The following is a 12571-nucleotide window of genomic DNA, read 5'->3' as shown; positions in this document are numbered from 1 at the left end:
GTAATAAGAAGGAATGTGTTATGACAACGGAAAAAGCGGTAACTCGTGAGTGGTTCGATGAGGTAATGGTACCTTGTTATAACCCGATGGAGATGATTCCAGTTAAGGGCGAGGGTGCACGTGTTTGGGATCAGCAAGGTAACGAGTATATCGATTTTGCTGGTGGTATTGCGGTGAGCTGTCTGGGTCATTGCCACCCAGCTATGGTCAACGCCGTGACTGAGCAAGCCAACAAAATTTGGCACCTAAGTAACGTAATGACTAATGAGCCAGCGCTGCGCCTTGCGAAGAAACTCACTGAAGTAAGCTTTGCTGAACGTGTGTTCTTTTGCCAACTCTGGTGCAGAAGCAAATGAGGCAGCGCTTAAGCTTGCTCGTCGCTGGGCAGCGGATGTACATGGTGCTGAAAAGTCAGAAATTATCGCCTTTAACCAAGGCTTCCACGGTCGTACCTTCTTTACGGTAACAGTGGGCGGCCAAGCAGCCTACTCAGATGGCTTTGGTCCTAAGCCAGGTGATGTAACACACATTCCTTATAACGATATCGCCGCGCTTGAAGCGCAAATGTCGGATAAAACCTGTGCGGTCATGATGGAGCCGCTACAAGGTGAGGGCGGTATTGTTTCTCCGCAACCTGAATTTGTGCAGGCCGTTCGTGAGCTTTGTGATAAGTACAATGCGCTGCTTATTTTTGATGAAGTTCAGACGGGTAACGGTCGTACCGGTAACTTCTACGCTTACCAAGGTCTTGGTATTACGCCTGACATTCTAAGCACGGCTAAATCACTGGGCGGCGGTTTCCCTATCGGTGCCATGCTAACGACAGAGAAGCTGGCAGCCCACATGAAGGTAGGAACTCACGGTTCGACCTATGGTGGTAACCCGCTAGCATGTGCGGTAGCAGAAGCGGTCGTTGATGTAGTATCTCGCAAAGATGTACTTGAAGGTGTTGCGGAGCGTGAGGCATGGTTCCGTGAAGGTCTTGAGAAGATTAACGCTAAATACGGCATCTTTGGTGAGATCCGTGGTAAAGGCTTGCTACTTGGCGCTGCCCTCAATGAAGAGTGGCAAGGCCGCGCTCGCGATGTTCTGGTGGCTGCAGGTCAACAAGGCTTGATGGTGCTGGTCGCCGGTGCCAACGTGGTGCGTTTCACGCCATCACTGGTTATCACTCAGCAAGAAGTTGAAGAAGGATTAGCTAAGCTAGACAAGGCCATTGGCACGCTAGTTTAAGCAGACAGCCGAGAAAACGGCTATTTGATGCTCTCTCGGATTTGGATGTTCCGAGAGAGTTTGCGTCAGGAGGGATTATTGATGCTTGTTGTTCGTCCTATCTCTATGTCTGACTACGATGCACTGCATACTTGTGCCGTAGAATCAGGTCACGGTTTTACTTCTCTTCCCGTTAATGAAGAGCTACTGACAAACCGAATTACCCACTCTGAATACAGCTTTGCTAAGCAAGATGTCACGTCGCCTACCGATGAAGGCTACCTGATGGTTGGTTTCGATACTGAAACCGGCGAAGTCGCAGGGACAACGGGTATTGAAGGTGCGATTGGTTGGGATGTTCCTTTCTACTCTTATCACATCAGTACCGTGGTGCATTCATCACCGAAGCTGAACGTGAATAACGTGGTGAAGCTACTGACGTTTGGTAATAACTACACGGGCTGCAGCGAGATTTGTACCTTGTTCTTGCGTCCGGAGTTTCGTGGTGGTTTGAATGGCCGCCTGATGTCTAAGTGCCGCTTCTTGATGATGGCAGAGCACCCAGAGCGTTTCTCACAAACTATTTTTGCTGAGATGCGTGGTGTGTCCGATGCCGAAGGTAACTCACCGTTTTGGAAGTGGCTTCAAGAGCACTTCTTCTCTATCGACTTTACCTTAGCCGACTATCTAACTGGTATTGGTAAGAAGGGCTTTATTGCCGATTTAATGCCAAAACTACCGATTTACATCAACCTACTGAGCAAAGAGGCTCAAGAGGTTATCGGTCAGGTGCATGAGAACACGCGCCCGGCGTTAAAACTGCTTGAGAACGAAGGGTTTACCTGTCGCAACTATGTCGACATTTTCGATGCGGGTCCAACCGTGGAATGTGACCTTCGCAACATCCAAGCGGTGCGCGATTCATTCCGTGCCAAGGTATCGGTATCTGAGCATACCAGCTCGCAAGACTACCTGATTGCTAACACCTCATTTGAGCACTTCCGCGCAACTGCAGCCAAAGCAGCGTTTGATGCGGAATCTGGCACCGTATTGCTGTCTCCTGAAGCGGCCGATGCACTCAATGTTGCTGAGGGCGACATGGTTCGCATGTTGGCGCAATAGGCATTTAGCGTGTCGCTACATCAGTAGCAATAAGACAAACCGCAATAAGCATAAGATGGCCGCCAATAGCGGCCACATTTCAAAGACCAAAGGAATTTCACTATGTCTCAACAAACTCAATGGATCTCGGGTAACTGGGTGGCAGGTCTCGGTGATGCGTTTCAGTCACTGTCGCCATACGACAATAACATCATCTGGGAAGGTCAATCGGCGACACCAGAGCAGGTAGAGCAGGCAGTATCTTCCGCTCGCAAAGCCTTTGTTGAGTGGAAAAAAAGACCGTTCGCTGAGCGTGAGGCTATTGTGCTGGCGTTTGCCGACAAGGTTAAAGAGCGTAGTGAAGAGATCGCCATTGCGATTGCCAAAGAAACCGGCAAGCCGCTATGGGAAACGCGCACTGAAGCGGGGGCAATGGCCGGTAAGATTGCCATTTCGATTCGTGCCTACCACCAACGTACAGGCGAGAGCCAACGCGAAGCTGCTGGAAACCAAATTGTCCTCCGTCACAGGCCCCTTGGTGTTATGGCAGTGTTTGGCCCTTATAACTTCCCTGGTCACTTACCGAATGGTCATATCGTACCGGCCTTATTGGCAGGGAACACGGTAGTCTTTAAGCCTTCAGAGCAAACGCCACTGGTGGGTGAAATAGCGATGAAAATGTGGGAAGAGGTAGGACTGCCTGCCGGTGTCATTAACCTGGTTCAAGGTGGTAAAGAAACCGGTATTGCTCTTGCTGATTCAAAGGGCATCGATGGCGTGTTGTTTACGGGTAGTGCTAATACAGGTCATATTCTTCATCGTCAATTTGCTGGTCAACCTGGAAAGATGCTGGCGCTTGAGATGGGCGGTAACAACCCACTTGTTGTCAGTGAAGCGTTTGGTGATATTGATGCAGCGGTGTACACCATTTTGCAATCAGCCTACATCAGTGCCGGACAGCGTTGTACCTGCGCACGACGCCTTTATGTGCCATTTGGTGAAAAAGGTGATCAATTAGTAGAAAGCTTAGTGTCAGCCATTAAGAAGATTCGCATTGATGAGCCGTTTGCAGAGCCAGCGCCATTTATGGGACCGCAGATCTCAGAGCAGGCCGCTGACCATATTATTGCAGCGCAAGCTGAACTGGTGAAGCTGGGCGGTAAGAGCTTAGTCGAAGCAAAACGCTTGAATGCGGCGTTCGTAACCCCCAGCACTACTAGATGCGACAGATATCGCTGAGCTTCCTGATGAAGAGTACTTTGGGCCGCTGCTACAACTGGTGCGCTACGAGACCCTAGAGCAAGCGGTAGAACTGGCTAACGACACTCGATTTGGTCTATCGGCAGGTCTTATCTCAGAGCGCGATGAGGAGTGGCAATACTTCACAGACCACATCCGAGCAGGCATTGTAAACCGTAACCGTCAGCTCACGGGCGCGAGCGGTGATGCGCCATTTGGTGGCCCAGGTGCTTCTGGTAACCTTCGCCCAAGTGCGTTCTACGCAGCGGATTACTGTGCTTACCCTATGGCATCAATGGAAGGCGATAACACCGTTCTTCCTGCGACCTTGAGCCCTGGCATCGAACTATAAGGAGTGGGTTATGACTGTTGACGCGTTATTTGACCATTTGTGGCAAGACTACATTACTCGCTTATGTCCTTCAGCTCACAAGGTTCATGACTTGCTGAGAGAAGATGAGTCTCTCATCAATGACCATATTGCTCTGCGAACCTTTAATGTCGCACCGCTCGGTATCGACACGCTGGCTAAGCCGTTTCTAGACCTTGGTTACGAGGTGAGTGGCCATTACGATTTTGAATCCAAAAAGCTGACCGCGATTCACCTAGAACATAGCAATGCTCTGCTTCCTAAGGTGTTTATCAGCGAATTGCGAGTGGAAGAGTGCTCTCAATCGCTACAAGATATCGTGGCTAAGCTAGTGGCGCAGGTGGACAGTGCTAAGCTAACTTCTGCTGAGTTCTTATATGGTGGCCGCTTGTGGGATCTAAGCTATCAAGACTTCCAAACACTGGCGCAAGAAAGTGAGTACGCTTCATGGCTTGCCGCTCATGGTTATGGCGCGAATCACTTTACGGTGAGCGTGAACCAGCTTGATCGCTTTGCAGAGGTTGTTGGCGTAAACCAGCACCTTCGTGATGCAGGATTTGCGATAAATGAATCGGGTGGCGAGGTAAAAGGCTCACCAGAGGTTCTTTTGGAGCAATCCTCGACGATGGCAGACAAAGTGTCCGTGGCATTTACTGATGGTGACCAGGTGATTCCTGGTGGCTTCTATGAGTTTGCCAAGCGTTACCAGCTAGCCGATGGCAGTTACTATCAAGGTTTTGTTGCTGCATCGGCGGACAAAATTTTTGAGAGTACGCATCAGTAGTCTCCAAAAATAACAAACCCCAAAAATAAAAAAAGCCACCTGAAGGTGGCTTTTTAAATCTTGCGACGCGCTCTTAACGAGTACCGTAAACCACGATAGTCTTACCGTGTGCAGAAATCAGGTTCTGCTCTTCTAGCATCTTAAGAATACGACCTACTGTCTCACGAGAACAACCAACGATTTGGCCAATCTCTTGACGAGTGATCTTGATTTGCATGCCGTCTGGGTGAGTCATTGCATCTGGTTGCTTCGCTAGGTTTAGTAGCGTCTGTGCAATACGACCCGTTACGTCTAGGAACGCTAGGTCACCTACTTTTTGGCTAGTCACTTGTAGACGACTTGCCATCTGAGCAGATAAGCGCATTAGAATGTCTGGGTTAACTTGGATAAGCTGACGGAACTTCTTGAATGAGATTTCCGCAACTTCACAAGGTGATTTTGCTCGTACCCATGCTGTACGTTCTTGGTCTTCTTCGAACAGGCCTAGTTCACCAATGAAGTCACCTTGGTTAAGGTAAGACAAGATCATCTCTTTGCCTTCTTCATCTTTGATAAGTACCGCTACAGAACCTTTTACGATGTAGTAAAGCGTCTCTGCTTTCTCGCCCGCGTGGATAAGCGTGCTCTTCGATGGATACTTGTGAATGTGGCAGTGTGAAAGGAACCACTCTAACGTTGGGTCGGTTTGAGGTTTACCTAGAACCATATATCTTACTTCCTCTGCAGGGTATGCTTGCTGCTTTCCATATTTGTTAGCAAGCCCGTTTGTTAAGACTTACTAGCATAAAAGCACTTTGAAGATGGCGCAAGCGATCTTCTGTTTCAAAGAAATAGTATCCTTTTTTGCGCCACTTTTCTTGATTTTAATCGTGTCATAAGCCCATTTATCTATACAAAACTGTGCACATGATCACGGTATAAAAAATCATCGAGATTCGGCTCACAAAACCTAACCTATTTTGCCGGTTTCTATGAGCTGTTGAAGTATTGGTCTGACGATTAATTCCATCGCAAAACTCATCTTACCCCCTGGGACCACTATGGTGTTGTGGCGAGACATAAATGAGCCATCAATCATGGCGAGCAGGTAAGGGAAATCGACGTTCTTGATACCACGCAGGCGAATCACCACAAAACTCTCATCCAAACTCGGAATGCCTTTGGCGTTGAGCGGGTTGGAGGTATCGACGGTTGGCACGCGCTGGAAGTTAATGTGAGTGCGCGAAAACTGTGGCGTGATATAGCTTAAGTAGTCATCCATTGAGCGAACAATCGAATCGGTGACCGCCTCTCTTGAGTGGCCGCGATCGCGGGTATCTCGGACAAACTTTTGAATCCACTCAAGGTTAACGATAGGCACCATGCCAATGAGTAGGTCAACGTGCTGAGCGGCATTCACATCACCGTCGACGACGCCGCCATGCAGGCCTTCGTAAAACAGTACATCGCTATTTTCTGGCAGGTCTTGCCATGGGGTAAAGGTGCCTGGCATTTGGTTGTAGGGTACGGCTTCATCAAAGGTATGCAGGTAGCGGCGAAACTGACCTGTACCATTTTGCCCATAGTTGCGAAAAAACTCTTCTAGGGCGGGGAAGTCGTTGGCTTGAGGCCCAAAGTAACTGATGTGTTTACCTTGCTCTTTCGCCTTGCGGATCTCGATATCCATCTCTGGACGCGTAAAGCGGTGAAAACTGTCACCTTCAATAAACGCAGGCTTGACGCTCATCATGTTGAACATCTTGCGGAATGCTTCTGACGTTGTTGTCGTTCCAGCTCCAGAGGAGCCCGTTACAGCAATGATCGGGTGTTTTGCTGACATAACACTTCCTGTGTATTTGTAATTGTCGTTATAAATTTGCTAACTCACATAAGGAGTTAGACCTTGTGGGCCAATTTCAGTTCAATAGCCTTTCAATATAGCAGCTACTTACGTCGCTACCGAAAAATTACAGCGAGCGACGAGATTTAATGTCGACGGTCTCGTGCAGCTCAGAGAACACGATGACGGCTTCACCGCTTTCGAGTTGGTTGCGAACATGGCGAACCTTGTCGTCTAGCGACACTTCCGACTCACCATAGTCGGTGCCTTCTCGCAGCACGAACTCTTTAATAAGGTTATCCAGCGTATCTGCGTCAATTTGTTGCCATGGGATGATCATAAATACCTCTCAATTCTATGACCGCACGATTATACCACTGCTGATTCACAAAGGGAGTGGTTGCTCTTTTTGGCTAGTCAATCAGATGCTGGTAATAACTTGGCAGGGTCTCTTCTAACCAAAAACGCGGGCGCCTGAGACTGCCAGTCATAAAACCGACATGACCACCACGTTCAAGCAATTGGTAGTCGATATGGTTTGGAAGTGTAAAGTTTGGAATGACCTCGTGTGTCATAAAGGGGTCATCCTTGGCATGAATAAACTGAGTCGGTACCGTGATTTCTCGTAGGCGAGGTAGACCAGAGCAGCGCTGATAATAGTCATCGGCATCTTTGAATCCATGCAGAGGTGCTGTGATCAAATCATCGAACTCGTAGAGTTTTTTCATGTTCTTGATGCGCTCTTCGGTCAGCCCGAGGACTTCGCTCAGTAGATGGAGTTTGTTAAGCGCATTCTTTTTCATTGAGCTGAGCAGGTAAGAGCGATAGACCTTAGAGAAGCCTTGCTCTATACGTCTTGCGCACGCTGCGAGGTCGAGCGGGGCAGAGATGACGGTTGCGCCATTCAGCTTAGTATCATCACCATAGTGCGCAAGATAGTTGGTGAGCATATTGCCGCCAAGGGAAATGCCTATGGCAACCTTTTTACTATTTGGGTAACGATGATCCAAAAGCTCAATGAACTGTCTTGCGTCACCAATCTCACCGGAATGATAAGCCCTGGCAAGTCGATTCGGATTCGGCCCACAGCCGCGAAAATGCATCATGACGGACAGCCAGCCCTGCTTAGCAAAGGCGTGCATCAGTCCATTTGCATAGGGGCTGTAAAAGCACCCTTCTAAGCCATGGAATAAAATGAACACAGGCTTGCCTTGGGCACTTTTTCCATGGGGATCTTCACTCCATGCCAACTCGACAAAATCTCCATCTGGGGTGTCGAGCGTTTCCCAAATTGGCTCAAACAGCGCTTTGCGACGCACAAAGCGTGGGATAAGCGTTTGGATGTGTGGATTGGCTAGCCCCTTGGCGGCGATAAAGTGTTTGCTGCTCATAACGTAAATTCACTTACGGGATTGGATTGTAGTAATGTTTTTAAAGTATCTACGCCTAATTGTAGCTGCTCGATCGTTTGAGGTGAGCTCAGCGACAAGCGCACCGCAGGCGCGACTGAACTGCCAGGAGGTGCGAATAGCTCGCCCGATTTGACGATAACCCCTTGCTCTGCTGCTCTGCTGACAAACTCACTCAGTCGCCAGTGCTCAGGTAGAGTTAGCCAAACATGAAACCCACCTTGCTGGTAACGAAGGTCAAACTCGCTCAGTGCGTCTACTGCAACAGCGATGCGCTTTTTCATCTCATTGTGAATGATGGTGAGGTTACGCTCAGCATCACCTGAGGTCAGCATCTCACAGGTGAGTGCTGTGAGCAGCGGGCTTATCATCCAGCTGTGGTTTTGCAGTGTCATCACTAGGTGCTGATGAAGTTTTTCTGGAGCGCTCACATAACCCACTCGCAAACCCGGTGCGAGACATTTAGAGAAAGCACCAATATGGATAACCCGCTCAGGCGCGAAGTTCACCATAGGTGCTGGCGCTTGTTCTAGCAGCAGACTGTTGATCTCATCTTCAATCACGTAGACATCATAGGACTCACAGATACGCAAGATATCGCGGCGGCGCTCTTCAGGCATAATGGCGGTGGTTGGGTTCTGCAGCGTGGGCGTTAAGTAGATAAAACGCGGAGAGTAGCGCTGGCAGCATACCTCTAGAGACTCTGGCGTGATGCCGAACTCATCCATATCTACGCCCTTGAGCGTCAACTGATTCTGACGTGCCAAGCTAATCACGCCAGGGTAGGTGTACTTTTCCACTAAGACGGTATCGCCTGCGCGAGTGAAGGTGTCGAGCACCATCTGAATCGCATGCTGAGCGCCTGAACTAAACAGCATCCTATGGGCGGCGAGCTTGATGCCTTTTTCATTGAGCCATTTGGCAACGATGCTGCGGTGTGCATCGAGTCCAGCGGGCGGCTGATAGAGCATTAGTTGGTTGAGGTGCGAGTTCGAGCTTGAGATGCGCTGCATGGCTTGTTTCAGCATATCGCCTCTGTCGAGCAGAGGCGGAATGTTATAGCCGAAATTCATTTCGCCTTGTGCCACCGTACTTTGCTCGAATACCCAGCTAGGTCTATTAGTATCGGAGACATAGGTGCCAGCCCCCACCTTTGCTTCTACTAAGCCTCTTCGCTCTACCTCCGCATACGCTCGAGTAATCGTGCCTACCGTGACACCGAGCTTGTCTGCAAGCCAGCGGTGGGTAGGCAACTTACTGTTTGCTTCAAGATCGCCCTCTTCGATCATTGTGGCGATCTGATCGGCGATCTGCTTGTAGATCGGCGCTGGATCTTGCTTGAATACGGTAATTGTCTCGATTGTCATGGTGACAATAAATCCTTTGCGTCTATTTTATGGCTTTGTTAGGGTTATTCTGAGCTCTCATTAACAATAAATCAACGTATTTGTGAAAATTGTACCGATACAATTTTATGGCAACAGGAGAAAAAGGATGGATTGGTCATTTTTGCTATCAGTGGCATTGTTTGCTGTGGTCATGACGGGGACGCCGGGTCCTAACAATGTCATGTTAACGGCGTCGGGCGCTAATTTTGGCTATGTTAGATCGATCCCGCACTTTCTTGGAATTGGCCTCGGTCTGATCAGCTTGATCCTATTGAATGGTGCAGGTCTCGGCATGATCTTCCAAACCTACCCTATGGTTCAGGAAGTTCTCAAATGGCTGGGCAGCGCCTATTTGCTGTATTTGGCTTGGCGAATTCTGACCGCTGGGATCAATAAGGGAGAGTCCGATAGCAAAGCCAAACCTATGACCTGCTTTGAAGCCATGACATTCCAATATTTGAACCCAAAAGCTTGGGTGATGTCCGTAACCGCCGTGAGTTCGTTTGCATTGAGCGGTGACTACTATTGGTGGTCGCTGGTTGGGATCTCAGTGATCTTTTTGCTGGTTCAGATACAAACGTCATCGGTATGGGTTGGCTTTGGCACCTTTATTCGCCGCTGGCTGGCAACACCCACGGCATGGCGTCGCTTTAATTCCAGTATGGCACTGCTTACTGCGTCATGTGTGGTGTTTATTTGGTAGCGAGTTCGCTGACGGGTTTGGCAAAGATAAGCCCGAGATGCTCAGCGCCAAGTTGGCGACAGTAGCCGAGTACGAGTGCTTCACCTTGTTTCGGGCTGAGCGTTAACGCATTAATGCAATCAACAAGGTCGGATTGCTGCTGCTTCTCAAGGCTAAGTTCAAACTCAAGCGCTTCACGATAGAGACTATCAACCACACTGTGCTTGAGTTGGCGGCGAATATCACGAAATTGATGCAGCAGTTTTTCCGTGCGGCCAAGACTGGATTGTACGTGATGCCAATCCTCGGCATTTAAGCGAAGTGCCTGTTCGTCCAGACACTTCAGTAGCAACAGCAGATTGACGTTGCCGTGGTAGTGATTTTGCAGATTTAAGCACGCCTCTTTTACCTCACGCACCCCATAGTATTGCAGGCTGAACTGCCATAGGTGATCAAAAGTGAGGTTTGAAGATGCGTGCTCGCGGGTCATGACTGATTGAATTCCTGTTCCATCTGCTCAAGAACTTCTTGCTGCGCCATCCAGTCCATTTCGACTTCTTCAAGTTCGGATTTGCTGGAGGCTTGCTTGGCAAGTACTTCATTAAGTTTAGCTTTATTTTCCGCATCATACAGAGAAGTATCAGACAATTGCTCCTCTGCCTCAGCGATGAGGGCGGATAACTTATCCATTTTTTCCTCAAGCTTTGTCAGTGTTTTGCGAATTGGCGCGGTTTGCTTACGAAACTCAGCGTCTTTACGTTTTTGCTCTTTCTTTGCTGCTGCACTGTTATTGGAGGTTTTGTCTGGCTCATTGGCTTGAGCCTCTTTACGCTCGATCTTTTGCTGCTCGGTCAGCCACTTATAGTAGTCCACCAAGTCACCATTAAATGGTGCTACCTGACGGTCGTGCACTAGGTACAAGTCATCCGTGGTGGCGCGTAGTAGGTAGCGATCGTGGCTGACGATGACCATGGCACCCTCAAAGGTTTGCAGTGCAAGCGTTAAGGCTTGGCGCATATCCAGATCAAGGTGGTTGGTCGGTTCATCGAGCAGCAATAGGTTTGGCTTTTGCCACACGACAAGCGCTAACACCAGCCTGGCTTTCTCGCCACCAGAGAACGGCGCGACTTTTTCAAGCGCTTTGTCACCTTGAAAGCCAAAGCTACCCAAATAGTCACGAAGCTGCTGCTCGGTATGTTGCGGTGCGATTTGCATCATATGTTGCAGCGGTGTCTCTTCTGGGTGCAGGGTTTCAAGTTGGTGCTGGGCAAAGTAACCAATCTTCACGCCTTGAGAGTAATTAAGATCGCCCCCTTTCGCCCCAAGCTCGCCTGACAGCAGTTTGATCAGCGTGGATTTACCAGCGCCGTTACGACCCAATAGACCAATTCGGCTACCTGGAACCAGATTTAGACGGATCTTCTCAAGAATGATGTTGTCGTCGTAACCCGCCGAAACGTCATCCATCATGATGATTGGATTTGGCAGTGCCGCAGGCTCTCTGAACTCGAAGCTAAATGGGTTATCAAATTGAGCTGGGAGCACTTTCTCCATACGCTCTAGCGCTTTAATACGGCTTTGCGCTTGGCGTGCTTTCGATGCTTTGTAGCGGAAGCGGTCGATGTACTTCTGCATGTGCGACATCTGCTTTTGCTGCTTCTGGTATTGAGCCTGTTGCAAGATGAGTTTTTGCGCGCGCTGCTCTTCAAATGAGGAGTAGTTACCCGTGTACTCATTTAGCAGTTGATTCTCGATATGGATAATGCGGCCGACAATTGGGTCAAGGAAGTCTCGGTCGTGCGAGATCAAAACCAGTGTACCAGGGTAGCTTTGTAGCCAGCGCTCAAGCCACATGACGGCGTCTAAGTCCAAGTGGTTGGTAGGCTCATCGAGCAGCAGTAGGTCTGAGCGGCACAATAGCGCTTGCGCGAGGTTAAGGCGCATACGCCAACCACCCGAAAACTGGGTCAGATTCCACGTCATCTGCTCTTGGCTAAAACCAAGACCATCTAGAAGCTCTGCTGCGCGAGCACGGATACTGTAGCCGCCAATGACCTCGATTTTGCCATGCAGCTCAGCAACCAGAGTGCCGTTGTCTTGCTGCTCGGCGTCGACTAGCTTTTGTTCCAGTGCACGGTACTCACGATCGCCATCAATTACGTATTCAATCGCGGTGCGCTCAAGTGCTGGGGTTTCCTGTGCAACCCAAGCTAGCTCCCAATGGGCTGGCTGACTAAAAGAGCCTGCATCAATGGAGAGTTCGTCTTTGAGCAGCGCAAAAAGAGTGGATTTACCACAACCGTTTTTGCCGACTAGACCCACTTTGTCACCAGGGTGAATGGTGGCAGAGGCTTGGTCGAGCAGTGGTTTACCGCCGCGAAGCAATTGAATATCAGAGAAGGTGATCATAAGGAAACAACTAGCTAGTGATTGAATTTTCGACCCACGAATACTATGGGGAAAGCAGCGAAATGTCGATCATTATCCCTTGTGAGAAGTCATAAATAGCAAGGCAATCAGGGGCAAACTAACCTGCACGAACGGTGAAGTTTGGTATATGATGGAAC

The 12571-nt window shown here is 49.2% G+C and carries 10 protein-coding genes and 2 pseudogenes; 5 read left to right on the top strand and 7 right to left on the bottom strand.

Translation table 11 applies throughout. The features are described 5' to 3' along the window. Window positions 1-20: 20 nt before the first annotated feature. The 4 genes and pseudogenes from AC6I8Y_RS15130 (at window position 21) to AC6I8Y_RS15115 (ending at window position 4706) form a co-directional block, all read left to right on the top strand. A pseudogene (locus AC6I8Y_RS15130) lies at window positions 21-1233 on the top strand (aspartate aminotransferase family protein). 81 nt (window positions 1234-1314) lie between these two features. Further along, on the top strand, window positions 1315-2334 hold the full coding sequence (gene astA, locus AC6I8Y_RS15125; RefSeq protein ID WP_394153311.1) for an arginine N-succinyltransferase: 1020 nt from the start codon (window positions 1315-1317) through the stop codon (window positions 2332-2334). Window positions 2335-2436: 102 nt separating this feature from the next. Continuing rightward, window positions 2437-3904, top strand: a pseudogene (gene astD / locus AC6I8Y_RS15120) (succinylglutamate-semialdehyde dehydrogenase). Between the two features lie 10 nt (window positions 3905-3914). Continuing rightward, entirely contained in the window at window positions 3915-4706 is a 792-nt protein-coding gene (locus AC6I8Y_RS15115) for a DUF1338 domain-containing protein (protein WP_498020444.1), read from the top strand. 73 nt (window positions 4707-4779) lie between these two features. Here AC6I8Y_RS15115 and crp read toward each other — a convergent pair whose 3' ends face one another. The 5 genes from crp to AC6I8Y_RS15090 form a co-directional block, all read right to left on the bottom strand. Further along, entirely contained in the window at window positions 4780-5412 is a 633-nt protein-coding gene (gene crp / locus AC6I8Y_RS15110; protein WP_004410522.1) for a cAMP-activated global transcriptional regulator CRP, read from the bottom strand. 243 nt (window positions 5413-5655) lie between these two features. Then, window positions 5656-6525, bottom strand: coding sequence for a phosphoribulokinase (locus AC6I8Y_RS15105; protein ID WP_252012661.1), 870 nt, complete (start codon window positions 6523-6525; stop codon window positions 5656-5658). 127 nt (window positions 6526-6652) lie between these two features. After that, entirely contained in the window at window positions 6653-6865 is a 213-nt protein-coding gene (locus tag AC6I8Y_RS15100; protein WP_394153315.1) for a YheU family protein, read from the bottom strand. Window positions 6866-6938: 73 nt separating this feature from the next. Further along, window positions 6939-7916 carry a hydrolase gene (locus AC6I8Y_RS15095; RefSeq protein WP_498020443.1) on the bottom strand — a complete coding sequence of 326 codons (978 nt, stop codon included), beginning with the start codon at window positions 7914-7916 and terminating at the stop codon, window positions 6939-6941. Continuing rightward, window positions 7913-9301 carry an aminotransferase-like domain-containing protein gene (locus AC6I8Y_RS15090; RefSeq protein WP_394153319.1) on the bottom strand — a complete coding sequence of 463 codons (1389 nt, stop codon included), beginning with the start codon at window positions 9299-9301 and terminating at the stop codon, window positions 7913-7915. Before AC6I8Y_RS15090 ends, AC6I8Y_RS15095 begins: the two co-directional genes overlap by 4 nt. Before the next feature lie 127 nt (window positions 9302-9428). Between AC6I8Y_RS15090 and AC6I8Y_RS15085 the strand changes: the two genes are divergently transcribed. Further along, window positions 9429-10025 carry a LysE family translocator gene (locus AC6I8Y_RS15085; RefSeq protein ID WP_394153321.1) on the top strand — a complete coding sequence of 199 codons (597 nt, stop codon included), beginning with the start codon at window positions 9429-9431 and terminating at the stop codon, window positions 10023-10025. On the opposite strand, the gene AC6I8Y_RS15080 is transcribed toward AC6I8Y_RS15085, so the two are convergent. Both AC6I8Y_RS15080 and AC6I8Y_RS15075 read right to left on the bottom strand, forming a co-directional pair. After that, complete coding sequence (locus AC6I8Y_RS15080; protein WP_394153323.1) at window positions 10015-10494, bottom strand: TIGR02444 family protein; 480 nt, start codon at window positions 10492-10494, stop codon at window positions 10015-10017. The two genes, AC6I8Y_RS15085 and AC6I8Y_RS15080, sit on opposite strands and share 11 nt — an antisense overlap. Then, window positions 10491-12413, bottom strand: coding sequence for an ABC transporter ATP-binding protein (locus AC6I8Y_RS15075; protein WP_234495082.1), 1923 nt, complete (start codon window positions 12411-12413; stop codon window positions 10491-10493). Before AC6I8Y_RS15075 ends, AC6I8Y_RS15080 begins: the two co-directional genes overlap by 4 nt. Window positions 12414-12571 lie beyond the last annotated feature (158 nt).

It is taken from the genome of Vibrio sp. KUL78, from assembly GCF_059725505.1.
This window is presented reverse-complemented; position numbering and strand designations above follow the sequence as displayed.